Source organism: Sodalis sp. RH14, assembly GCF_047324285.1.
Lineage (GTDB): Bacteria > Pseudomonadota > Gammaproteobacteria > Enterobacterales > Enterobacteriaceae > Acerihabitans.
In genome coordinates this window covers 1,349,468-1,373,276 of the sequence record NZ_CP178739.1, presented here as the reverse complement: position 1 = coordinate 1,373,276, position 23,809 = coordinate 1,349,468, and the positions used below count along the sequence as shown (strand labels likewise).

Genomic DNA, 23,809 nt, shown 5'->3' with positions numbered 1-23,809 from the left:
ATGAAAGTTGCAATAGTCCTGACTTCGCACGATAAATTGGGCGATACCGGCAAGCCCACCGGTTTCTGGCTCGAAGAGCTGGTGGCACCGTATTATATTTTCCACGACGCAGGTATCGAGATTACCCTGGCCTCGCCCAAGGGCGGACAGCCGCCGCTTGATCCCAAAAGTGACGACGCCGACGCCCAGACCCAGGATACCGAGCGTTTCCGTACCGATCGCGCGGCCCAGCAGGCCTTGGCGAATACGGTGAAACTCGATACGTTGGACGCGGCGGATTTTGACGCGGTATTTTATCCCGGCGGCCATGGCCCGCTGTGGGATCTGGCGGAAGATCGGCATTCGATTGCCCTGATTGAAAATACCTTTGCCGCCGGTAAACCGGTAGGCGCTGTCTGCCATGCGCCCGGCGTCTTGCGCCATGTTAAAAAGCCGGACGGCACCCCGCTGGTGGCGGGGAAACGGGTAACCGGTTTTAGCAATAGCGAGGAAGAAGCGGTGCAGTTAACCAAGGTGGTGCCGTTCCTGGTGGAGGATGAGCTTAAACGGCTGGGCGGCGATTACCAGAAGGTCGACGATTGGCAGTCATTGTCGGTTATAGACGGCCATCTGGTCACCGGCCAGAATCCCGGCTCGTCGGCGGCCACTGCGCAGAATGTATTAAAATTGCTAAATTGCTGATAAGGAGCGGATATGGCTTTTACGTTACGCAGTAACGATCTGCGGGATGGCGAAAAGATGCCTGAGCGCCATGTGTTTAACGGCATGGGCTATAGCGGCGAGAATATCTCGCCTCATCTGGCCTGGGACGGCGCGCCCGAGGGAACCAAGAGTTTTGTGATTACCGTTTACGATCCCGATGCGCCTACCGGCTCCGGCTGGTGGCATTGGCTGGTGGCCAATCTGCCGGCCGATACCCGGGCGCTGCCGCAGGGGGCCGGGTCCGGGCTGGTGAACCTGCCGGCCGGGGCGGTACAGTGTCGTACCGATTTCGGTAAAGCGGGTTATGGCGGCGCGGCGCCGCCGCAGGGCGATACCCATCGTTATCAGTTTAGCGTACACGCGCTGGACGTTGAGAGCATTGAGGTGGATGAGCACGCCAGCGGCGCAGTGGTGGGGTTTAACGTGCATTTCCATTCATTGGGCAAGGCGTCGCTGACCGTCACATATAATTAGCGGGCGCGTGCTCCCTTGAACACGTCGGCCTTAGGTAGCGGTGTTAACGGGCCTGCCGCGCCATGGGGCCTCGGTCGGGCGGGAAAACCACGCCCGATTCCACCCCATTGGCGCGCTCTCCCTTGAACACGTCGGCCTTAGGTAGCGGTGTTAACGGGCCTGCCGCGCCATGGGGCCTCGGTCGGGCGAAAAACCACGCCCGATTCAACCCCATTGGCGCGCTCTCCCTTGAACACATCGGCCTTAGGTGCGGTGTTAACGGGCCTACCGCGCCATGGGGCCTCGGTCGGGCGGGAAAACCACGCCCGATTCAACCCCTTTGGCGCGCTCTCCCTTGAACACGTCGGCCTTAGGTACGGTGTTAACGGGCCTGCCGCGCCATGGGGCCTCGGTCGGGCGGGAAAACCACGCCCGATTCCACCCCATTGGCGCGCTCTCCCTTGAACACGTCGGCCTTAGGTGCGGTGTTAACGGGCCTGCCGCGCCATGGGGCACGCTGTCTTCAACACGCTGGGATTAGCGTTCGAGGATCGACACCCACATCGGTCCCTGCCCCACCGGGTAGCGCGCCAGCGGCGTTAACCCGCCGGTATCGCCTTCGATGCGATAGACTCCGATATGCCCCGATTTCTGCCCGGCGGCGACCAGGAAGCGGCCTGCGGCATCGATATTAAAGCCGCGCGGCTGGGTTTCGGTGGGCTGGTAGCCCAGCACATCCAGGGTGCTGCCGTCTTCCGATACCGCAAAACGGGTGATGACGCTGGCGGTGCGATCGCAGCCAAACAGGTAACGTCCGTCCGGGGTGATATGGATATCCGCCGCCCAGCGGGTATCGGCGAATCCCGGCGGCATCAGATCCAGCGTCTGGATAATACGCGGCGTGTTTCCCGCATCATCCAGGGCATAGACGTTGACCGAGCTGTTCAGCTCATTGAGGCAGTAGGCATAGGGGCGGTGGGGATGGAACACCATGTGGCGCGGTCCGGCGCCGCTGACCGTGTTCACCGCCTCGGGCCGGCGCGGCTGCAGCTGGCCCGAGGCCGCGATATCAAACAGGCGGATGCGATCTTCCTTCAGGCAAGGCACCCATAAAATCCGGTTGGTCGGATCGACATTGGCGGAATGGCAATTAACCAGGTCGTCCAATACCTGCAGCGGCGCGCCGGCGATGCCGTTTTCATCGATGGGGCTGACGCTGACGCAGCTTTTGCTGTAGGAGGCGCAGAACAGAAAACGCCCCTGGCGATCGGTGCTCAGATGGGTGGGGCTGCCGGGCAGCGGCGCCATAGCGGCCTCGGTCAACAGGCCCTGTTCATCGATGTGGTAACTGACGACACCAAAATCAGGACGCACGCCGAGGTAGAGATGGGTTTTAGCCGGGTTTATCGCCATCGGCTGTCCCTGCCCCGGGGTGTCAACCACCTGCAGCAGGCTCAACTGGCCCTCCTGATCCATTTGCCAGACATGCAGCTGCTGACTTTCGGGACTGGCAACATAGACGATCTGCTTCATGGGTTCTCCTTTATTTGCATTAGCGCCTTGAGCATTGATAATAGGTGAATAATGGGCTCTCCGGTTAGCATCTCACTGTTGTTGTTTGTTATCCACCGACATTTTTCACGGTTTTCGTCACCTGGCTTACGGTGTACCATCTGGCATGACTTTACTTATCCGCATAATGAGAAAACTATGACCTATCGCGTAATAGCCCTGGATCTTGACGGTACCTTGTTGGATCGACAAAAAAGAATTCTGCCGCAATCGCTTAAGGCCCTGAATGATGCCCGTGCGGCGGGGATGGAGGTGGTGGTGGTGACCGGCCGCCATCACGTGGCAATCCATCCTTTCTACCAGGCGCTGAAGATTAGCACTCCCGCCATATGCTGTAACGGCACCTATCTCTATGATTACCAGCAAAAAAAAGTCATCACCGCCAACCCCCTTGAGAAAGCTCAGGCCCGGCGGGTGCTGGAACTGCTGAAGCAATATGATATCCATGGCTTGATTTACGTGGATGACGCGATGATCTACGAACAACCCAGCGATCACGTGATCCGTTCGCAGGCCTGGGCCGCTACCCTGCCGGAGGCGCAACGGCCGAACCTGCTGCAGGTGGACAGCCTGTTCGCGGCGGCTGAAGAGGCAAACGCCATCTGGAAATTCGCCACCTCCTATCCGGATACGGTAAAGCTTCGCGCCTTCGCCGGGGTGGTGGAGCAGGAAATGGGGCTGGCCTGCGAATGGTCCTGGCACGATCAGGTGGATATCGCCCAAACGGGCAATAGCAAAGGCAAGCTGTTGCAGCAGTGGGTGGAATCCCAAGGATGGAGCATGGATCAGGTCATTGCGTTTGGCGACAATTATAACGATCTGAGCATGTTGGAAGCCGCGGGCCTGGGCGTGGCGATGGGCAACAGCGATGACGCCATCAAGGCGCGGGCCGACGTCACTATCGGCGATAATGAATCCACGGCCATCGCCGATTTCATCTACCAGCGGGTACTGGGTTAACGCAGCGGACGGTTAAACCGGACAGCGTCATCACGCGACGCCGGGTCATTCCCGTCCGGGGGCCATGGGCCGGACAGGAAAGGGGCGCGGCCGTATTTACGCGTTGATCGATACGCTTTTGATCTGCGCATAAAGCGCCATGCCCGGGGCTAGCGCCAGTTCGTCCCTGGCCCAGGGACTGATCCGCGCCCAAAGCGTATGGCCGTCGATTTCCAGGCGTACCTCAATTTGGTCTCCCACCGTCAGGCATTCGCGCACGGTGGCGGGCAGGATGTTGCGGATACTGCTGCGCGCGGGCGGCGCCATCACCAGGGAAATATCGGTGGCGGCGACACGAATGCGCAGCGCGCTGCCTGGCGGCAACGCCACCCTGCCCACCCACAGCCGCTCCCGGCCGAGCGACAGGGCGGTCATGGCGTAGTCCGGATGCTGCTCATCCACCCTGACCTCCAGCACGCTGCTTTGCTCTTCGCGCGGCAGCCAGGGCCGCAGCGCGCTGCTGGCCCATACCGTCTCCAGGCTGCCGAAGGCTTTCAACTGGCCGTTATCCAGGATCAGCACGCGTTCCGCCAATTGCAAAATTTCCTCCATGCTGTGGGTCACATACAGGATCGGGATTTTCACCTTGACGGCCAAACGCTCCAGGTAAGGCAACAGCTCGCGCTTACGCGGCAAATCCAGCGACGCCAGCGGCTCATCCATCAACAGTATTTCCGGCGCGCTCAGCAGCGCGCGGCCGATGGCGACCCGCTGTTTTTCGCCGCCGGAAAGCGTGAGGGGAAAACGTCCCAGCAGATGACCGATGCCCAGCAATGAAATAATGGCGTCGAACTCCGGGCGCATCGAAGCCGCCATGCCGTAAAACAAATTGCCGCGCACCCGATAGTGTGGAAATAGCCGGCCGTCCTGGAAAACATAGCCGATCCGCCGCTTCTCCGGCGGCAGGGCAATGCGCCGTTCGGAGGAAAACAGGGTGCGTCCGTTAAGGATGATATGCCCGCGCTGCGGGCGCGTCAGGCCCGCCACGGCATTGATCAGCGAGGTCTTGCCGGCGCCGGAAACGCCAAACACAGCGGTAATGCCGCTGGCGGGTACGTCGGCCTTGACCGCGAGGGTAGCCTCGCCGAGCCGTTGGCTAATATCGATCTCGAGCATCAGCCCCCCAGCCGCCTGCGGCCCCATTTGGCCAGCCAATCGGCGACAAGCAGCGACACCAGCGACAGAATAATGGCCAATACGCACAGACGTCCCGCCGCCGCTTCCGCGCCGGGCGTTTCAATGAGCGTATACATGGCCAGTGGAATGGTGCGGGTTTCCCCGGGGATATTGGAAACAAAGGTGATGGTGGCACCAAACTCGCCGAGCGATCGGGCAAAAGCCAGTACCGTCCCTACAACGATACCGGGAAAGGATAGCGGCAGCGTAATAGTGAAAAACACCCGCCAAGGGCCGGCGCCCAAGGTACGGGCCGCCTGCTCCAGCCGCAGATCGATGGCCTCGAGCGACATGCGGATGGCACGCACCATCAAAGGGAACGCCACCACCGCCGAGGCCAGGGCCGCGCCGCGCCAGCTGAAACTAAAACTGAAACCCGTAAGCTGATACAGCCATGCGCCGATAAAACCCCGGCGCCCGAGCGCGATAAGCAGCAGATAACCGATCACCACCGGCGGCAGCACCAACGGCAAATGGATAATACCGTCCAGCAACGCCTTGCCGGGAAAGCGCCAGCGCACCAGTATCCACGCCATCAGAATGCCAAAAGGCAAGCTGCAGGCAACCGCCAGGAGCGATACTTGCAGACTTAAGGCAACCGCCTGCCACTCGTACTCGGTCAGCGGCATTATCTCGGGGTAAAGCCGTTCTGTTTAAACACCGCCGATGCCGCCGGGGTTTTCAGGTAGTCATAAAAGGCCTTGGCCGCCGGCGTGGCGTTATCCTTGATCAGCGCCATGGGATATTCCACCGGTTTATGGCTGTCTTTCGGGAACGTGGCCACGACTTTAACCCCTTTACTGGAAAGCGCATCCGAGCCATAGACGATACCCAACGGCGCTTCCCCACGTTCAACCAGCGCTAATGCGCCGCGTACGTCGCTGGCGCGGGCCATCACCGGCGACAGCTGATCCCAGGCGCCCAGGTTCTGCAAGGCTTCCTTGGCATAAATGCCCGCCGGCACATGATCCGGATCGCCAACCGCCAGTTTCTGTCCCTTCAGCAACGATGTCCAGTCGGTCTTTTTATCGATGGTGAACGGCTTGAGGGCGCTTGATGTCGGCGCCACCAGCACCAGTTCGTTACCCAGCAGGGTATAGCGGGTATCGGTGACAATCTGTTGTTTATTCTGCGCGTAGTCCATCCACTGCTGGTCGGCGGAGATAAACATGTTGGCCGGCGCGCCCTGCTCTATCTGGCGCGCCAGCGTAGAGGAAGAGGCAAAAGACGAAACGATCTCGACTTTATGATCCCGTTGATAATTTTTGGCGATATCCTGCAAGGCATTGGTCAGCGACGCGGCGGCAAATACCGTGACTTTATCCGCCGCCGGCGCGGCCAGCGCCTGAAAGCCCAGCAACTGCACACTCAGCGCCGCGGTAAATGCCGCACCGGCAATCCATTTAGAACGTAAAGTAGTCATAGCTCACCTTGAATGATCGTTATGCAAAAAATAATATAACGCACGATCACTTTTGTCATTAGTTATTGTAGGGATTAATGAAAGGTTACGGCAGGCGAAAAAAAACGCGCCGCGGTGCCCTGGCCCGGAACACCGCGGGAAGAAGTGACTATCGGTCGGTTTTGATAGCGGCCGCGTCCCGGGCGCGATCCAGCGCCAGGGTAATCAGTTTATCCACCAGTTGCGGATAACCCAGCCCGCTGGCTTCCCATAATTTTGGATACATGCTGATGGAGGTAAAACCGGGGATGGTATTCACTTCATTGATGATGATCTCCTGCTCCCGCGTCAGGAAAAAATCCACCCGGGCCATGACCGCGCAGCCCAGCACCCGGAAGGCGGCCTGGGCGATCAGGCGTATTTCATCGCTAACGGCGCTATCCAGCTGCGCCGGTATCTCCAGTTCCGCCTGTCCGCCCTTGAGGTATTTAGTATCGTAGGCATAAAATTCGTCATTGGCGACAATCTCGCCGCAGACGCTGACGGCGGGGGTGTCGTTGCCCAATACCGCCGTCTCGATTTCACGCCCATCGATAGCCGTTTCAACCAGGACCTTGTGATCAAAGGCAAAGGCCATAATCAGCGCTTGCCGGAATCCGGCGGCATCCACGACCTTGCTGACGCCAACCGAGGATCCCTGGCTGGCCGGCTTGATAAACAGCGGCAGCCCCAGCTGTCCCACAATAGCATCAAAGTCCGCCGTGGCGGAATCGGTGCGGTGGAGCGTGACCGACGGGGTCACCGGCAGGCCCGCGTCGCGCAGCACGCGTTTGGTCATGTCTTTATCCATGCAGACCGCGGAACCCAGAACATCCGGCCCGACAAAGGGCACGCCCAGAACCCGCAGCAATCCCTGGATGGATCCATCCTCGCCGGCGCCGCCGTGCAGCACGGAAAAAGCCACATCAATGGCGGGCAGCGCTTCGCCGCTGGTGATATCAATCAGCTGCGCGGCGTTTTGCCCCGGCACCACCGCCAGATAACGGGCCGAGGGAGCCAGTTTTATCCGCGCCGGGTCGTCGGGATAAAGCAGGTAATCGGCTTCATTGCACAGGGTCCACCGGCCACGCTTATCGACACCGATTAATGTCAGATCAAATTTGTGCCTGTCGACCGCATTAATCACGTTAATGGACGACCGTAACGAGACTTCGTGTTCGGTGGATTGCCCGCCGAATAGCACCGCCAGCCGTTGTTTGCCCTTTTCCGCTTGTTCCATCACATCCTCTTTGATCGTTAAAACATCACTTCAACGCCAACAGAGTATTAGCCGAAAGTGTGCAAGTAAAGCCTGGGATGGACTTGAAGGGTAAACAGGTGCCGCGATACCATTTTCGACGCGAATTAGGCGGGAACCCCGCATTGTCAATGGCTGATGGCCGGTCTGTTCAATATGAATCTCACCGTGTTATTTCTCGCCGGAAACAACTTATTTCGCCGCGTTTATGGCGGTTGTAACCTTATACCGCGTCGACATCCTGACCGGCGGGTATAGCGGCGGCATCGCATAAGGACAACAGGGCAATGCAGTCATCTTCCAGGGCGGTAAAGAAGGTGGTTAACGACATAGTGCGCAGCTTGGCCTGCAATAGCGATGTTTTGAGCATCGCGCGATCATTGCGCCGCGCGGCAAGCCTGGCATCGGCATAGCTGGCGAGAAGGCGCGTCAGGCGTTCATTAAAGATCTCATCGGCATGTTGATCGTCCCGGGCATTAAGCAGCTCAGTCTGATCGATTCCCATATGTCCGGAAATTGAAAAAATCGCGTTCTTTATTTCCTCGAAAGAGTGCTGGCTAACCATTATTATGTTTCCCAGATATATTGCTAATCAAAGAATTTCACACCATACAATTAACGAAACTGGTCAACGAATGATTAAGAATATTTTATTTCTGTTTCGTTAACGTCGCTATTGCATACGCTAAAATCATGCTTCGTTCAAAAATGATACTATCACTGAATCTTAAATGAATGTTTAACGAAAAAGAAAATCTACCGAGCGCCTAGACTAAAGCATAGAAAAAATGGCGCATGGTCCCGACGAACACTGAATGAAATGGGCATTAGTATTGAAGTACTGGCAACGCATTTAGGAATAGAAAATGATGAATACCGCTTTAAGATCATCCTTACTCATGGTAATAATGTTAACTGCGCCTGCGTGTTATGCTGTAAAAAGCAATATCATATTTAGTAATATTTGTGAGCCATTAACTACATTAAATATAAACGGTGAAGTCATCCATCACTTACTTATTGATACAGGCGCCACCGGCGGCATACACCTAAAAGAAAATATCCTTAACTCTCTTCCAGGCAATCCCGCACAATAAATAAAGAACAACAGATACGTAGATGCTTTCGGGTTACCGATAATAACTTCATTGATAAACCGGCATGAAAAAGCCCCGAAACGGGGCTTTATTGGCAAAACAGGCTCACCGCGCGAATGATTACCACCAAAGCGGCACAGGCCCGTCACCATTAATGCGCATCGGCACCGCGCTTATCATCGGCATGGGGATCACGCTTCTGTTTAGGCTGGCCGATTTTCGAGATAATGTTAAACAGCTCGCCCAGGCCATAGATTGATCCAAGAATGATCACCATCACGATGGGCACCATCAGCACTACCATTAGCAAACTTTCCAGTAATTCTAACATCTTCACCTCGTATCATGCCGCTGCCGCCGGCGATGTTGCTATGCTTATCCCCCTTTATACCAGTTTATGGCGCGGCAACTTAGGCTTTTTATGTTATACCCCGCAGAAAGCGCACGCGCGGCGACAGGTCATTTGCCCGCCGGCGTAAGATCGGCGACAATTCGTAGCCATCAACGCGCGTCACCCAGCGCAACGTTTAATCTCATACAAGGCGCACAGGCATGCAGGCCGAAATTCTTTTAACCCTGAAACTCCAGCAACGCCTTTTTGCCGATCCGCGGCGCATCGCCCTGCTCAAGCAGATCAAACACACCGGCTCCATCAGCCAGGGCGCAAAACTGGCGGGCATCAGCTATAAAAGCGCCTGGGACGCCATCAGCGCCATGAACGAACTGGCGGAGCAGACCCTGGTGGAACGCGCCACCGGCGGCAAAGGCGGCGGCGGCGCCACTCTGACGCGGTATGCGGAGCGGCTGCTGCAGCTTTACGACCTGTTGGGACAAATCCAGCAAAAGGCCTTTGACGTGCTGCAGGACGACCCGTTACCGCTTGATAGCCTGTTGGCGGCCATTTCGCGCTTTTCGCTGCAGACCAGCGCCCGCAACCAATTTTTCGGCACCGTGCTCACGCGCAGCCATCAGCAGGTGCAGCAACACGTCGATATCCTGCTGGCGGATGGGCGCACACGGCTGGCGGTGGCCCTGACGCAGCAAAGCGCCGACCGGTTGCAGCTGGCGCCGGGGAAGGAAGTGCTGCTGCTTATCAAAGCGCCCTGGGTGTCGGTGCGCGCGGGCCATGTCGCCGTCCCCGGCGCCGATAATGTCCTGCACGGCACCCTGGCCCATCTGGAAGAAGGCGAGGAGAACGACGAGGCGCTGCTGAAGCTTGCCGGCGGGGAAATCGTCTGCGCCACCTTGCCAAAAAATGCGGCGGCCGAACAACATTTGTCGGCGGGACTGCCAATCACAGCATATTTTAACGCCGACCAGGTCATCATCGCCACGCTGTGCTGAAAGCGCGCCTGTGCATTGACTTTAGGCGGTAAAAAAAAGATGCTGACGACATAAGTTGCATAAAAAGGAACAATCAATGTCGTCATTGCATATTTCGCAAGGGTCGTTTCGTCTTAGCGATACACGCCGGTTAACTATCGGAGAATTGACGCTGCGCAGCGCAGAGCGCTGGGCCTTTGTCGGCGCCAACGGCAGCGGCAAGTCCGCCCTGGCCCGCGCCCTGGCCGGTGATTTGGCGGTGTTGTCCGGCCTGAGGCAAAGCGATTATCAACGCATCTCCCGGCTTTCACTGGAGCAGTTGCAAAAACTGGTCGAGCAGGAATGGCAACGCAACAATACCGATCTGCTGAGCGATGGCGAGGAGGACACCGGGCGTACCACCGCAGAAATCATTCAGCAGGATATCAGTGACGCGGCGTTATGCCATGAACTGGCCGGGCGGTTTGGCATAACGCATTTGCTATCGCGCCGCTTTAAATACCTGTCGACGGGTGAAACGCGTAAAACCCTGCTGTGCCAGGCGCTGATGGCCCGGCCGGACCTGTTGATCCTGGATGAGCCCTTCGACGGATTGGATGTCGCCTCCCGGGCGCAGCTCGGCGATATGCTGCGCGTCCTGGCGGACAGGTCCATGACCCTGGTGCTGGTGCTTAACCGGTTTGACGATATCCCCGACTATATCGATAACGTCGGCATCCTGGTGGATTGCGCCTTAACCTGTACCGGCGATCGCGCCACGCTTTTGGCCGAGGCGCTGGTGGCGCAGCTGGCGCACGCGGAATCCCTTTCCGGCATGCGCCTGCCGGAAACCGAAGCGCCCAGGCAAAACGTCGCCCTGCCCGCCGACCGGCCGCTGATCACCCTGCGCAACGGCGTGGTCTCCTACCAGGATCGGCCGATCCTGCATCATCTTGACTGGGAGGTATTGCCCGGCCAGCACTGGCAAATTGTCGGGCCGAACGGCGCCGGCAAATCAACCCTGCTCAGCCTGGTAACCGGCGATCATCCCCAGGGTTACAGCAATGACCTGACGCTGTTCGGCCGCCGCCGCGGCAGCGGCGAAACGATTTGGGATATTAAACGGCATATCGGCTATGTCAGCAGCAGCCTGCATCTGGATTACCGGGTCAGCGCCAGCGCGCGCAGCGTGATTTTATCCGGCTTTTTTGATTCCATCGGCGTCTACCAGGCGGTGTCCGACCGCCAGCAGCAGCTGACCGGCCAATGGCTGCGACTGCTGGGGCTGGAGGCGACGGCGGATGCGCCGTTTCACGGCTTATCCTGGGGACAGCAGCGCCTGACGCTTATCGCCCGCGCCCTGGTCAAGCACCCCGCCCTGCTGATTCTAGACGAGCCGCTGCAAGGGCTGGACCCCCTTAACCGGCAGCTGGTGCGCCGTTGGATCGACGTGCTGATCGGCGAAGGCGAAACGCAGTTGCTGTTTGTTTCCCATCACGCGGAAGATGCCCCGCACTGTATTACTCACCGGCTGACGTTCGTCCCCCAGGATGATGCCTATCGCTATCAGATCGATGACCTGCGCCGTTAGCGCTCCGGCGCGACGTTAACCCCGCATCGCCGCCCTGCCTGGCGGCGATGCGGATGATAGGCCGGTGGGAACGCTCTCCCCTTTTCCGGCCGGCCTTCCTCATTCCTTCGTGATTATCCTGGCCAACCTCTGATTTTGCCTGAGGCATGGCGCGCGAAAATGCGCTAATATTGAGTGTAATCGATTTCATTTTTTATCGGTACGATCACCTTTTTTCGGTTTTAGCCATGCTAATTTACCGCGATGAAAGGTTACAGGAGTCATAAATGTCTATATTAGTCACGGGTGGTAGCGGTTACATTGGTAGTCATACCTGCCTGCAGTTGAGCGCTGCCGGTTTCAGCCCGGTCATTTTGGATAACCTGAGCAATAGCAAACGCAGCGTGCTTGAAACAATGGCGCGCCTCAGCAAGATAACACCCGCGTTTTACCACGGCGATGTCCGAGATAAGGCGTTATTGGCACGCATTTTTGCCGAGCATGCCATCGATGCCGTGATCCATTTCGCCGGTTTGAAAGCGGTGGGCGAATCGGTGCAAAAACCCATCGACTACTATGATAACAATGTCTGCGGCACCCTGACGCTGGTGGCCGCCATGCGCGAGGCGGGCGTCAGGAACCTGATCTTCAGCTCTTCGGCCACCGTATACGGCGATCAGCCCGTGGTCCCCTATGACGAAAGCCTTCCCACCGGCCAGCCTTCCAGCCCCTATGGCCGCAGCAAGCTGATGGTCGAGCAGATCCTGGCGGACGCGCAGCGCGCGCAGCCGGAGTGGAGCATGACATTATTACGCTATTTCAATCCGGCCGGCGCCCATCCCTCCGGCGATATGGGCGAAGACCCGCAGGGCATTCCCAACAACCTGATGCCGTTTATCGCCCAGGTTGCGGTGGGGCGCCGTCCATCACTGGCCATCTTCGGTAATGATTTCCCCACCCATGACGGCACCGGCGTACGCGACTATATTCATGTCATGGATCTGGCGGACGGCCATGTCGCGGCGCTGAAGGCGCTGCGGGATAAACCCGGCACCCATATTTATAATCTTGGCGCCGGCGTCGGGTACAGCGTGCTGGACGTGGTGAAAGCCTTTAGCAACGCCTGCGGCAAACCGGTGCCATATCATTTCGCGCCGCGCCGCGAAGGCGATCTGGCCGCCTATTGGGCCGCGCCGGATAAAGCCGCGCGTGATTTGCACTGGCGGGTCAGCCGCTCGCTGGAAGAGATGGCCGCCGATACCTGGCGCTGGCAGTCGCGCCACCCGAACGGTTATCCGGATTGAGTTTCAGGAGAAAGTATGCAACATTTTAACCCCGTCGATCATCCCCATCGGCGGTACAATCCGCTCAGCGGACAATGGGTTCTGGTCTCGCCGCACCGCGCCAAGCGCCCGTGGCAGGGCCAGCAGGAAACGCCGTCGGTGCAAACGTTGCCCCGGCACGACCCCGACTGTTTTCTCTGTCCGGGCAATACCCGCGTATCGGGCGATAAAAACCCCGACTACACCACCACCTACGTATTTACCAATGATTTTGCCGCGCTGATGACGGATACCCCGGACGCCCCGGCCGGCGATAATCCCCTGATGCGCTGTGAAAGCGCGCGCGGCACCAGTCGCGTTATCTGTTTTTCCCCCGATCACAGCAAAACCCTGCCGGAGTTATCTTTGCCGGCGCTGGAAGCCGTGATCAAGACCTGGCAGGAACAAAGCGCCGATCTGGGACAGCGCTATCCCTGGGTGCAGGTATTTGAAAATAAAGGCGCGGCCATGGGATGCTCCAACCCCCATCCGCACGGCCAGATCTGGGCCAACAGCTTTTTGCCCAACGAGGCCGAGCGCGAAGACCGGCTGCAGCGCGACTACTTCTTGCAGCAGCATTCCCCGCTGCTGATGGATTACCTGAAGCTGGAACTGGCGGACGGCGCGCGCACGGTGGTGGAAACCGAACACTGGCTGGCGGTGGTGCCCTACTGGGCGGCCTGGCCGTTTGAAACCCTGCTGCTGCCCAAGGCCCATGTGTTGCGTCTGGACGACCTGGACCCCGCGCAAAGCGCCGATCTGGCCGTGGCCATTAAAAAGCTGACCAGCCGTTACGATAATTTGTTCAACTGCTCCTTTCCTTATTCGATGGGCTGGCACGGCGCGCCCTATCTTGAGCAGGACAATAGCCACTGGCAGCTGCACGCACACTTTTATCCGCCCCTGTTACGTTCGGCAACGGTGCGGAAATTTATGGTTGGTTATGAAATGCTGGCGGAAACCCAGCGTGACCTGACCGCTGAACAAGCCAGCGATCGCCTGCGCGCGGTCAGCGATATTCATTTTCGGGAATCCGGAGTAGCACAATGACCTTAAAAAACACCACCGAAGCTGTTTTCCGCCAGACCTACGGCTATGACGCCACCCTCACGGTACAGGCTCCCGGGCGCGTTAATCTGATTGGCGAACACACCGACTATAATGACGGTTTTGTACTGCCGTGCGCCATTGACTACGCCACGGTTGTAAGCGCGGCAAAACGTGATGATCGTCAAATCCGGGTTATTGCCGTGGATTGTGACGGCGAGCAAGACATTTTTTCCCTGGATGAGCCAATTTTGTCTCATCCGACCCAGCAATGGTCCAATTATGTGCGCGGCGTGATCAAACATTTACAGCAACGCGACCCGCACTTCGGCGGCGCCGATCTGGTACTGAGCGGCAACGTCCCGCAGGGCGCGGGCTTAAGCTCGTCGGCCTCGCTGGAAGTGGCGGTGGGCAAGGCGATACAAACGCTTTATCACCTGGCGCTGGATAACGTCGCCCTGGCGCTGAACGGCCAGGAAGCGGAGAACCAGTTTGTCGGCTGTAACTGCGGCATTATGGATCAGCTGATCTCCGCGCTGGGCAAGGATAACCACGCGCTGCTGATCGATTGCCGCACCCTGGGCACGCGCGCGGTGCCGATGCCGGATAACGTGGCGGTGGTGATTATCAATTCCAACGTCAAACGCGGTCTGGTGGACAGTGAATACAATGCCCGCCGCGAACAATGCGAAACCGGCGCGCGTTTTTTTACCGCCGATAAGCTGCGCGATGTGGAATTAAGCCAGTTCGCCGCCGTTGAGCATGAATTGGATCCGGTTGTCGCTAAGCGCGTGCGCCATGTCCTGACGGAAAACGCGCGCACGCTGGCGGCGGCGGATGCCCTGGCCGCGGGCGATTTGACCCTGATGGGCACCCTGATGGCGCAGTCCCATGCCTCGATGCGCGACGACTTTGAGATTACCGTGCCGCCCATCGATACCCTGGTGGACATCGTGAAGCGGGAAATCGGCGATCGGGGCGGCGTGCGCATGACCGGCGGTGGTTTTGGCGGATGCGTGGTGGCGCTGATGCCGACGGACCTCGTTGACGCGGTGCGCCAGGCGGTCGCCAGCCAGTATCAGCAAAAAACCGGCCTGAAAGAGGCGTTTTATGTATGTCACGCGAGTGAAGGAACAGCCATATGCTAAAAGAGTATGAATCAGGTATCGCCCCTGACGGCCAGCCATTCCAATGCGTCACCCTGGGAACCGAACAGGGGATGCAGATTACGCTGATGGATTGGGGCGCCACCTGGCTTTCGTGCCAGCTGCCGCTGAAATCCGGCAATAAGCGCGAGGTGCTCCTGGGCTGTCCGTCGCCGGAGGAATATACCCGCCAGACGGCCTACCTGGGTGCCACCGTCGGCCGCTATGCCAACCGTATCGCCAATGCCACCCTGACCCGTAGCGGCGGCACCTGGCCGCTCAGCGCCAATCAGGGCGCCCATCAGCTGCACGGCGGTCCGCAGGGATTCCACGCCCGCCGCTGGTTATGCGTCGAACATACCCAGACCTCAGTGCTGTTCCGGCTGCAATCCGCCGACGGCGATCAGGGGTTTCCGGGTAATCTGGTCGCCGAAGTGCGCTATACCGTTAACGACGACGGCCAGGTGGCCATTGACTATCGGGCGACGGTGGATAAAGCGTGCCCGGTAAACCTGACCAACCATGCTTATTTCCATCTGGACGGCGCCAATAGCGATGTGCGCCAGCAAAAACTGCAGATTTACGCCACGCAATACCTGCCGGTGGACAGCGAAGGCATTCCCTGCGCGCCGTTAACCGATGTGGAAAATACCGGCATGGATTTTCGCCAGCCCAAGACCATCGCCAGGGATTTCCTGCGCGATCGCGATCAGCAGCGCATGAAAGGCTATGATCACGCCTATCTGCTCTACCCCGCTTGCACTGACGGCGAGACGCCGGCTGCCCAGTTGTGGTCGGCGGATAATCAGGTCTTGCTGAAAGTGTATACCACCGCGCCGGCGCTACAGCTTTATACCGGCAATTTCCTGGCCGGCACGCCGGCGCGCCAGGGCGGCGATTATCAGAACTACAGCGGCGTGGCGCTGGAAAGCGAATTCCTGCCGGACAGCCCTAACCATCCGGAATGGCCACAGCCGGATTGTTGGCTAAAACCCGGTGAAACTTATCATTCATCAACCCGTTATCAGTTTGTCGCGCTCTGACTGCTATCGCTGAACCATTTATTTCGCTATGTTTGACCTTATGCGGTTGCCGCCCCACCCGGCCAGGCAATATAATGCTAATAGTATTCATAAAAATCTTTAGACTTTAAGGAGTCAAGCGATGGCTGTAACGAAACTGGTTCTGGTACGACACGGTGAAAGCCAGTGGAACAATGAAAATCGTTTCACCGGCTGGACGGACGTCGATCTGTCCGACAAAGGCCGTACTGAAGCGAAACAAGCGGGTAAGCAGCTGAAGGAAGAAGGTTTTATCTTCGATTTTGCTTATACTTCCGTTTTAAAGCGCGCCATCCATACTCTGTGGAACATTCTGGACGAACTGGATCAGGCCTGGCTGCCGGTGGAAAAATCCTGGCGCCTGAATGAACGCCATTACGGCGCGTTGCAGGGTCTGAACAAATCGGAAACCGCTGAAAAATACGGCGACGAACAGGTAAAGCAATGGCGTCGTGGTTTTGCCGTCACTCCGCCGGAATTGAGCCGCGATGACGAACGTTTCCCCGGCCACGATCCCCGTTACGCAAAACTGACCGCGGAAGAGCTGCCGACCACTGAAAGCCTGGCGCTGACCATTGAGCGCGTCACCCCCTACTGGAACGATACAATTTTACCGCGCATGAAAAAAGGCGAGCGCGTTATTATCGCCGCGCACGGCAACTCGATCCGCGCCTTGGTGAAATTTCTGGATAATATGAGCGAAGAAGAGATTCTTGAGCTGAATATCCCGACCGGCGTACCGCTGGTGTATGAATTCGACGAAAACATGAAACCTGTGAAGCATTACTATCTGGGCAACGCCGCGGAAATCGCCGCCAAGGCCGCCGCGGTAGCCAACCAGGGTAAAGCGAAATAACCCTGTAAATCCTCCCGGCGCCCGCGCCGGGAGAATAAACGCCGCAAATCCGCGTTATTTGCCGGATAAGCATCATCCGGCAATATCCTTTCAGGCAGCAGGGTTAACGTCCCGGCCCGCCGCCAGACGCCGTGCCCGTACCGCCTGGGCCAATTGGTTTAACATCGCTTCGGTATCCGGCCAGCCTATGCAGGCATCGGTAATGCTTTTGCCATAAACCAGGGGTTCACCGCTCTCAAGGCTCTGGTTACCCTCCACCAGGTGGCTTTCCACCATGACGCCGATAATGCCCTTTTCGCCCGCCGTCAGCTGCGTGCAGACATCCTGCGCGACCTCCATTTGTTTTTTGTACTGCTTGCTGCTGTTAGCGTGGCTGCAATCTATCATCACCTGGGCGGGCAGGTTGGCCTTGGCCAGCCCCACTTTTACCGCGTTAACATGGTGAGCGCTGTAATTGGGCTCCCTGCCGCCGCGCAGAATGATATGGCAGTCGCTATTGCCGCTGGTGTTGACGATGGCGGAATGGCCCCACTTGGTCACCGACAAAAAACAATGGGCGGCGCCGGCGGCATTGATAGCGTCAATGGCGACCTTGATGGTGCCGTCGGTGCCGTTTTTAAAACCCACCGGACAGGAGAGGCCTGAGGCCAGCTCGCGATGCACCTGTGACTCGGTGGTGCGCGCGCCGATGGCGCCCCAGCTCATCAGGTCCGCGACATACTGCGGGGTGATCATATCCAGGAACTCGCCGGCCGCCGGCAGGCCGGTATCGTTAATATCCAGCAGGAGTTTACGGGCAATGCGCAGGCCCTGGTTAATCTGGAAGCTGTTATCCATTAACGGGTCATTGATAAGCCCTTTCCAGCCTACGGTGGTGCGCGGCTTCTCAAAATATACCCGCATCACTATTTCCAGATCGCCGCTCAGCTGCTGGCGCAAAGCAAGCAAACGCGCGGCATATTCTGTGGCCGCCGCGGTATCATGAATCGAGCAGGGGCCGATAACCACCAGCAGGCGGTCGTCGTTGCCCTTGAGGATCTTGTGAATTGCGGCGCGGGCGCTTGATACCGTCCTGGCGGCGCGCTCGGTGGCGGGGAATTTTTCCAGCAGCGCCACCGGCGGCAGTAACTCTTTAATATCTTTAATTCTTAGATCGTCGTTAAGGTAATTCATAGGGGGTCCGTTTTCTCTCCACGCGGCTGCGCTTATTCATAACATCTTGAATTTTTGCCGTTTAATCTCACTGGCGGGATTGATACTGTACACATGCTTTCAAGCCTTTCGCCAGTAAATTGCCTTGAAATTTGATAACTCCCGATTCTTGGCTATCCTTAAATAGTGATAAGCCAACGATAACGGGAACTTAAAAGCCCCGCTCTTTCGGCTTACCATTTCCTTGCGAGGCCATTGGGTGCGCCTCGGTGAGGTTTTGCGCCCGCTAAACATGTCAAAATGCGGGTTTGATAATCACCCCTGGCACGAAAGAGGGAAAATAATATGCAAACCACTACCACGAAGAAAATGGCAATGTTGTTTATTACCGCTGTAATGACCCTGGGCAGCGGTGCGGCCATGGCTGCAGATTCCACAGCAGCCGGCAGCACCAATTCCAATAATGGCCAGCAAAACCAATCTGGCGGTGCCGGTTCTAAAGAGAATACCGCGCCAAATGGCGTCAGCAACGACAAAATCAATACCGGCGGCACCGATACCTCCAAGACCGGCAGCACCGACGCCACCTCTGATTTAAACGCCTCCGAGGTACACAAAAATACCATGTGTAAAGACGGCCGTTGCCCGGACACCAATTCCAAAGTTGAAACCGGCCAAAGCGGCACTACCGAGGCCACTAAAACCGACGGCACCACCAATTAAAAACTGAACCCGGCAGGCTTCCCCCTGCTTTATTATTCAGCTTTTTCAAGAGAAATCAGGTTACCGCCTGGTTTCTTTTTTTATGTATTATGGCTGCTGAGCGGCATTATCCAGCGCGTTTGTTATAAAGAATAGCATCAAGGCGCCAAACCGGCGCAACGTTCCGCCGCCCGCGGCATTTATTATTACCGCCGCCGTTACCATAATAACCTGAGAAATCCCTACGGCAACCCTTCGTTTCTCGGCTACTATCTTGGTAGACAGGTTGCGCTTTTACAGGAAAATGCATGGCATCGACACATAACCCTTCGCCATCCCATGCCCAGGAGCATGGGACGCAGGCGAACAACAATAATAAACGCCTGATGGCGGCCTTTGCCGTAACGGCTGTTTTTATGGCCGTGGAAGTGGCGGGCGGGCTGCTGTCGGGATCGCTGGCGCTGCTGGCCGATGCGGGGCATATGCTGACCGACGCCGCCGCGTTGTTGATGGCCTTGCTGGCGGTACGGTTCGCCCAACGTAAACCCAGCAGCAGCCATACCTTCGGCTACCTGAGATTGACCACCCTGGCGGCCTTCGTGAACGCGCTGGCTCTGCTGTTGATTACCGCGCTGATTGTCTGGGAGGCGATACGGCGTTTTTACCAACCCCATCCGGTGGCCGGCTGGACCATGATGATTATCGCCGTTGCCGGCCTGTTGGCCAACCTGCTGTCTTTCGTGCTGCTGCATGGGGGAGAAGGTGAAAAAAACATCAACCTGCGCGCCGCCGCGCTGCATGTGCTGGGGGATTTATTGGGATCGGTCGGGGCGATTATCGCGGCGGTGGTGATATTGATGACCGGCTGGATGCCCATCGATCCGATCTTATCCATCCTGGTCTCGTGCCTGGTGCTGCGCAGCGGTTGGCGGCTGATGCGCGAAAGCCTCCATGAGCTGCTCGAGGGCACGCCCAGCCGCATAGATATCGAGAAACTGAAACGGGATCTGTCGCTGAATATTCCCGAGGTGCGCAATATCCATCATGTCCATATCTGGCAAGTGGGCGAAAAACCGGTGATGACCCTGCATGCGCAGGTGATTCCGCCCTATGATCATGATGCGCTGCTGCATCAAATCCAGCATTTTCTGCTGGACCATTATCACATCAGCCATGCCACCGTGCAGATGGAATACCGCAACTGCCCCGAGGACGATTGCGGTATCAACGACGGCGGCGGGCTGGCCCATGCCCACCATCATCATTAAGCGTTGCCGGTAACCCGTACCTTAAGCTCGGCGGCAAAAGCCAGCATGCGGTTTAACGGCACCAGCGCCTTGACACGCAATTCATCCGGCACATGGACCTCATGGGCAGCCCCGCCCTGTTCAAGGCCGTCAGCGACGGCTTTCAGGCCGTTCATGGCCATCCAGGGGCAATGGGCGCAGCTGCGGCAGGTGGCGCCATCACCGGCGGTGGGCGCCTCAAGCAGGGTTTTATCCGGACAGGCCTGCTGCATTTTATAAAATATGCCGCGATCGGTCGCGACGATCATTTGCTGCTGCGGCAGGGTTTTTGCCGCCTGGATCAGCTGGCTGGTCGACCCGACCGCATCGGCCATGGCGACAATGGCCTGGGGCGATTCAGGGTGTACCAGCACCGCCGCGTCCGGATAAAGCCGTTTCATATTGAGCAATGCCTGGGTCTTGAACTCGTCATGGACGATGCAGGCGCTCTGCCAGCATAAAATATCCGCGCCGGTCTGGCTTTGTACATACCTTCCGAGATGCCGGTCCGGCGCCCAGATGATTTTTTCCCCCAGGCTATCAAGATGCTCGATAAGATCAACGGCGATGCTGGAGGTGACAACCCAGTCGGCGCGCGCTTTAACCGCCGCCGAGGTATTGGCGTAGACCACCACGGTGCGGTCCGGATGGGCGGCGCAAAACGCGCTGAACTCCTCCACCGGGCATCCCAGATCCAGCGAACATTCGGCCTTCAGGGTCGGCATCAGCACCGTTTTCTCGGGGCTGAGGATTTTCGCCGTTTCCCCCATAAACCGCACGCCGGCCACCAGGAGCGTGGTGGCGGGATGCGTGCTGCCAAACCGCGCCATTTCAAGCGAATCGGCCACGCAGCCGCCGGTCGCCTCCGCCAGCGCCTGGATTTCCGGGTCGGTATAATAATGGGCGACCATAACGGCGTTGCGCTGTTTCAGCAAGCGCGCGATCTTGGCGTAATAGAATTCTTTTTCATCCGCGTTCAGGGCTCGCGGTTTGGGTGGGAAAGGATAGATGGCCGCATTGACATCCAACACTTCGCTCATTGCTTATATCCTGCTGTGTTCCCGCGCATGGGCTGGGCGCCGTTAAAGGCGTTTGCACAGTCTATGCAGCGCGTGTGTTTTATATACTAAACAAAATAATCAATTTTTAACCAAATGTCCTGTTAATTTTGTATTTTTTTGTGTTTTTGTTTAGTTAATATGACTTTGGTATGCAGGCAGGCGCTGAAGGCAAAACATTAATGGATTTTACGGCGCCGCACCAGTCGATATGTGCGATACAGGGCGCAGTGTCGCAAAATTCTTGTGGATAACGCTGTCTCGCGGCGCTCGGCTCGAACTTGCGCAGGTTCTCATCCGCACGACGAGTGCGCTATGTAAATACGTATAGTGGAGGCAAACCTGGGGAATTTTATAACAATGGTGGGTCGTGCAGGATGACTCGGCCGTTGGCCTCGCCCTGCGGGTCGTTGCCGTACCGGCAACGCTGTCTCGCTGCGCTCGGCTCGAACCTGCGCAGGTTCTCATCCGCACGACGAGTGCGCTATGTAAATACGGATAATGGCGACAAGCTTGGGGAACTTTATAATAATGGTGGGTCGTGCAGGATGACTCGGCCTTTGGCCTCGCCCTGCGGGGCGTTGCCGTACCGGCAACGCTGTCTCGCTGCGCTCGGCTCGAACCTGCGCAGGTTCTCATCCGCACGACGAGTGCGCTATGTAAATACGTATAGTGGAACAAACCTGGGGAATTTTATAACAATGGTGGGTCGTGCAGGATTCGAACCTGCGACCAATTGATTAAAAGTCAACTGCTCTACCAACTGAGCTAACGACCCCTTGGCGGGATTTACTGTGTGGCGACCGGATAGTGGTGGGTCGTGCAGGATGACTCGGCCTTGGCCTCGCCCTCCGGGTCGTTGCCGTACCGGCAACGCTGTCTCGCTGCGCTCGGCTCGAACCTGCGCAGGCTCGAATCTGGCACAACTCCTGCGCTATACCACACTAGCGACGGTGTTCATAAAGCTTGATATCTGCAAAATTGGTGGGTCGTGCAGGATTCGAACCTGCGACCAATTGATTAAAAGTCAACTGCTCTACCAACTGAGCTAACGACCCTGATATCCGTATTTTGCTGGCGCCCGGGATGTCACGCTTTCCCGTGGCAACGGCGGCATATATTACTTTCTAAAATTTTCTGCGCAACCTAAATTTGCACAATAGCGTTCAACTGCTTGATCTTCGAGCATCCAGGCCTGAATCCGGCGGGTAATACCCGCAAGAGGCCTGAATGGTTCAAAGACTGGACAGGCGTTTTTGCGCTTGTTTGGCAGAATCCGTGTTGGGATAAAGTTTGATAACCTGCTGGTAAACGGCCTTGGCTTTGTCGGTCTGGCCTTTTTCCTGCATGATTACCCCAACTTTAAACAGGGCTTCGGAGCTTTTGGGTGATTTGGGGTAATTTTTAACGACCAGGGCAAAATAATACGCCGCATCGTCCTTTTTACCTTTGTTGTAATTCAACTGACCCAACCAGTAGTTGGCATTGGGCTGGTAGGTTGAATCCGGATAACGTTTAACAAAATTCTGGAATGCCGTGATGCCCTGATCGTACTGTTTTTTCTCCAGTACCAAAGCCACCGCCGCGTTGTAATCGGTATTGGCGTCACCGGTGCTGCCGCCGGCCGAAGAGGCCGCAGGAGCCGCCGCATCGGCGCTGGCGCCAGTGGACGGGGTTGCCGCGCCGCTGTTGTCCGCACCGCTGTCAGGCGTGGCCGCAGCCGCATCCTGGCCGCCTTTGCTGCTCAGGCTGTCCATTTGCTGATAGATTTGTTTCTGGCGCTCCACCACTTGCGAAAGCTGGTACTGGCTTTCCTGGATTTGACCCCGCAAGGAATCGATATCGCGCTGAGTGTCGGAGAGTTGTTGCTGAAGTTGAGTTAATAGCTGACCGTGAGCGTTGGAAATACGCTCAAGTTGAGTGACCCGATCTTCCACCGAGCCGGAGCCGACATTACTGATTGGCGCTTGGGCGGTAGCGGCCCAAGGGGCCGCTACGCCAACCAGCAACGACAGACTTAACAGGTAATGTCTGAAGTTACCGCTCATGCAATTCTCTTAGTATACCAGTACGGCACGACGGTTTTTGGCATAAGCCGATTCGTCATGTCCCAGCACAGCCGGCTTCTCTTTACCGTAAGATACGATAGAGATCTGGTCGACAGAGACGCCTTTACCCTGAAGATACATCTTCACGGCATTGGCGCGACGTTCGCCCAGGGCGATGTTATATTCCGGCGTACCGCGTTCATCCGCATGACCTTCTACGGTCACTTTATAGGATGGGTTGCTGCGCAGGAAGTTAGCATGTGCGTCCAGCATCTGGGCGAAATCAGAACGGATATCGTATTTATCAAGATCGAAGTAAACGATATTGTTCCGTTGCAGTTCTTGCATCTGCAGACGCGCTTGTTCTTCGGAAGAAGAATTGGCACCGCTCGCATTGTCCATACCAGTGCCAGCGCCCATGGCAGAATCTGCGCCATTGTTAGCGCTTTTGTGGGAACTACACGCGGCGATAGCCAGTACAGGCACGGCCAGCATCAGCCCTTTTAGCACTTTGTTCAGTTGCATCTCATTTTCCTTTTATAGTTTGCCATACATATTTACA

General features: G+C 57.2%; 24 protein-coding genes, 2 tRNA genes and 3 other RNA genes. 13 read left to right on the top strand and 16 right to left on the bottom strand.

The window, feature by feature from the left end; all coding sequences use genetic code 11:
- Together ACL2XQ_RS06145 and ACL2XQ_RS06140 are read left to right on the top strand one after the other, a co-directional pair.
- Positions 1–681: a type 1 glutamine amidotransferase domain-containing protein gene (locus tag ACL2XQ_RS06145; RefSeq protein WP_410016011.1), complete on the top strand. Its 681-nt coding sequence runs from the start codon at positions 1–3 to the stop codon at positions 679–681.
- 12 nt (positions 682–693) lie between these two features.
- On the top strand, positions 694–1,176 hold the full coding sequence (locus ACL2XQ_RS06140) for a kinase inhibitor (protein ID WP_410016012.1): 483 nt from the start codon (positions 694–696) through the stop codon (positions 1,174–1,176).
- Positions 1,177–1,692: 516 nt separating this feature from the next.
- Here ACL2XQ_RS06140 and pgl read toward each other — a convergent pair.
- The gene (pgl, locus tag ACL2XQ_RS06135) at positions 1,693–2,688 is read right to left on the bottom strand and encodes a 6-phosphogluconolactonase (RefSeq protein ID WP_410016013.1); all 996 of its coding nucleotides are present in this window, start codon (positions 2,686–2,688) and stop codon (positions 1,693–1,695) included.
- 177 nt (positions 2,689–2,865) lie between these two features.
- Here pgl and ACL2XQ_RS06130 point away from each other — a divergent pair, with 177 nt between their 5' ends.
- Entirely contained in the window at positions 2,866–3,687 is an 822-nt protein-coding gene (locus ACL2XQ_RS06130; protein WP_413722330.1) for a pyridoxal phosphatase, read from the top strand.
- Between the two features lie 96 nt (positions 3,688–3,783).
- Here the strand turns inward: ACL2XQ_RS06130 and modC are convergent, their stop codons facing one another.
- The 5 genes from modC to ACL2XQ_RS06105 form a co-directional block, all read right to left on the bottom strand.
- Complete coding sequence (gene modC / locus ACL2XQ_RS06125) at positions 3,784–4,842, bottom strand: molybdenum ABC transporter ATP-binding protein ModC (protein WP_410016015.1); 1,059 nt, start codon at positions 4,840–4,842, stop codon at positions 3,784–3,786.
- Positions 4,842–5,531, bottom strand: coding sequence for a molybdate ABC transporter permease subunit (modB, locus tag ACL2XQ_RS06120; RefSeq protein WP_410016016.1), 690 nt, complete (start codon positions 5,529–5,531; stop codon positions 4,842–4,844). The genes modC and modB overlap by 1 nt, the downstream gene beginning before the upstream one ends.
- Positions 5,531–6,325: a molybdate ABC transporter substrate-binding protein gene (modA, locus tag ACL2XQ_RS06115; RefSeq protein ID WP_410016017.1), complete on the bottom strand. Its 795-nt coding sequence runs from the start codon at positions 6,323–6,325 to the stop codon at positions 5,531–5,533. Before modA ends, modB begins: the two co-directional genes overlap by 1 nt.
- 148 nt (positions 6,326–6,473) lie before the next feature.
- Positions 6,474–7,583 (bottom strand): D-alanine--D-alanine ligase, encoded by a 1,110-nt coding sequence (gene ddlA / locus ACL2XQ_RS06110; protein WP_413722328.1) that lies wholly within the window; start codon positions 7,581–7,583, stop codon positions 6,474–6,476.
- Between the two features lie 241 nt (positions 7,584–7,824).
- Entirely contained in the window at positions 7,825–8,106 is a 282-nt protein-coding gene (locus ACL2XQ_RS06105; protein ID WP_413722327.1) for a hypothetical protein, read from the bottom strand.
- 361 nt (positions 8,107–8,467) lie between these two features.
- Between ACL2XQ_RS06105 and ACL2XQ_RS06100 the strand changes: the two genes are divergently transcribed.
- A complete protein-coding gene (locus tag ACL2XQ_RS06100) occupies positions 8,468–8,698 on the top strand; it encodes a hypothetical protein (RefSeq protein ID WP_413740143.1) in 231 nt (76 codons plus the stop codon).
- Positions 8,699–8,849: 151 nt separating this feature from the next.
- Here ACL2XQ_RS06100 and ACL2XQ_RS06095 read toward each other — a convergent pair whose 3' ends face one another.
- Positions 8,850–9,029, bottom strand: coding sequence for an AcrZ family multidrug efflux pump-associated protein (locus ACL2XQ_RS06095; protein ID WP_410016021.1), 180 nt, complete (start codon positions 9,027–9,029; stop codon positions 8,850–8,852).
- A 221-nt stretch (positions 9,030–9,250) separates the two neighbouring features.
- Here ACL2XQ_RS06095 and modE point away from each other — a divergent pair, with 221 nt between their 5' ends.
- The 7 genes from modE to gpmA all read left to right on the top strand — a co-directional run bounded on the left by modE (position 9,251) and on the right by gpmA (position 17,001).
- Positions 9,251–10,042, top strand: coding sequence for a molybdenum-dependent transcriptional regulator (gene modE / locus ACL2XQ_RS06090; RefSeq protein ID WP_410016022.1), 792 nt, complete (start codon positions 9,251–9,253; stop codon positions 10,040–10,042).
- A gap of 76 nt (positions 10,043–10,118) precedes the next feature.
- Positions 10,119–11,591 (top strand): molybdate ABC transporter ATP-binding protein ModF, encoded by a 1,473-nt coding sequence (gene modF / locus ACL2XQ_RS06085; protein ID WP_413727040.1) that lies wholly within the window; start codon positions 10,119–10,121, stop codon positions 11,589–11,591.
- A gap of 266 nt (positions 11,592–11,857) precedes the next feature.
- The gene (gene galE, locus ACL2XQ_RS06080) at positions 11,858–12,874 is read left to right on the top strand and encodes a UDP-glucose 4-epimerase GalE (RefSeq protein ID WP_413730746.1); all 1,017 of its coding nucleotides are present in this window, start codon (positions 11,858–11,860) and stop codon (positions 12,872–12,874) included.
- A gap of 15 nt (positions 12,875–12,889) precedes the next feature.
- The gene (gene galT, locus ACL2XQ_RS06075) at positions 12,890–13,942 is read left to right on the top strand and encodes a galactose-1-phosphate uridylyltransferase (protein WP_410016025.1); all 1,053 of its coding nucleotides are present in this window, start codon (positions 12,890–12,892) and stop codon (positions 13,940–13,942) included.
- Positions 13,939–15,087, top strand: a complete 1,149-nt coding sequence (gene galK / locus ACL2XQ_RS06070; RefSeq protein WP_413730748.1) for a galactokinase — start codon at positions 13,939–13,941, stop codon at positions 15,085–15,087. Before galT ends, galK begins: the two co-directional genes overlap by 4 nt.
- On the top strand, positions 15,081–16,127 hold the full coding sequence (galM, locus tag ACL2XQ_RS06065) for a galactose-1-epimerase (protein WP_410016027.1): 1,047 nt from the start codon (positions 15,081–15,083) through the stop codon (positions 16,125–16,127). Before galK ends, galM begins: the two co-directional genes overlap by 7 nt.
- A gap of 121 nt (positions 16,128–16,248) precedes the next feature.
- Positions 16,249–17,001: a 2,3-diphosphoglycerate-dependent phosphoglycerate mutase gene (gpmA, locus tag ACL2XQ_RS06060; RefSeq protein WP_410016028.1), complete on the top strand. Its 753-nt coding sequence runs from the start codon at positions 16,249–16,251 to the stop codon at positions 16,999–17,001.
- Between the two features lie 90 nt (positions 17,002–17,091).
- Here the strand turns inward: gpmA and aroG are convergent, their stop codons facing one another.
- On the bottom strand, positions 17,092–18,174 hold the full coding sequence (aroG, locus tag ACL2XQ_RS06055; RefSeq protein ID WP_413722323.1) for a 3-deoxy-7-phosphoheptulonate synthase AroG: 1,083 nt from the start codon (positions 18,172–18,174) through the stop codon (positions 17,092–17,094).
- Between the two features lie 324 nt (positions 18,175–18,498).
- Here aroG and ACL2XQ_RS06050 point away from each other — a divergent pair, with 324 nt between their 5' ends.
- Positions 18,499–18,876 carry a protein YbgS gene (locus tag ACL2XQ_RS06050; protein WP_410016030.1) on the top strand — a complete coding sequence of 126 codons (378 nt, stop codon included), beginning with the start codon at positions 18,499–18,501 and terminating at the stop codon, positions 18,874–18,876.
- Positions 18,877–19,163: 287 nt separating this feature from the next.
- On the top strand, positions 19,164–20,123 hold the full coding sequence (gene zitB, locus ACL2XQ_RS06045) for a CDF family zinc transporter ZitB (RefSeq protein ID WP_413722322.1): 960 nt from the start codon (positions 19,164–19,166) through the stop codon (positions 20,121–20,123).
- Here zitB and nadA read toward each other — a convergent pair.
- The 8 genes from nadA to pal form a co-directional block, all read right to left on the bottom strand.
- The gene (gene nadA, locus ACL2XQ_RS06040) at positions 20,120–21,181 is read right to left on the bottom strand and encodes a quinolinate synthase NadA (protein WP_413731164.1); all 1,062 of its coding nucleotides are present in this window, start codon (positions 21,179–21,181) and stop codon (positions 20,120–20,122) included. The two genes, zitB and nadA, sit on opposite strands and share 4 nt — an antisense overlap.
- 379 nt (positions 21,182–21,560) lie before the next feature.
- Positions 21,561–21,687: non-coding RNA, RtT sRNA (locus ACL2XQ_RS06035), on the bottom strand.
- 44 nt (positions 21,688–21,731) lie between these two features.
- A non-coding RNA gene (locus tag ACL2XQ_RS06030) (RtT sRNA) lies at positions 21,732–21,858 on the bottom strand.
- A 43-nt stretch (positions 21,859–21,901) separates the two neighbouring features.
- A tRNA-Lys gene (locus tag ACL2XQ_RS06025) sits at positions 21,902–21,977 on the bottom strand.
- A 33-nt stretch (positions 21,978–22,010) separates the two neighbouring features.
- Positions 22,011–22,137, bottom strand: a non-coding RNA gene (locus tag ACL2XQ_RS06020) — RtT sRNA.
- A gap of 44 nt (positions 22,138–22,181) precedes the next feature.
- Positions 22,182–22,257 (bottom strand) — tRNA-Lys (locus ACL2XQ_RS06015).
- 177 nt (positions 22,258–22,434) lie between these two features.
- A complete protein-coding gene (cpoB, locus tag ACL2XQ_RS06010) occupies positions 22,435–23,247 on the bottom strand; it encodes a cell division protein CpoB (protein WP_413722320.1) in 813 nt (270 codons plus the stop codon).
- Between the two features lie 9 nt (positions 23,248–23,256).
- Complete coding sequence (gene pal / locus ACL2XQ_RS06005) at positions 23,257–23,772, bottom strand: peptidoglycan-associated lipoprotein Pal (RefSeq protein ID WP_410016034.1); 516 nt, start codon at positions 23,770–23,772, stop codon at positions 23,257–23,259.
- Positions 23,773–23,809 lie beyond the last annotated feature (37 nt).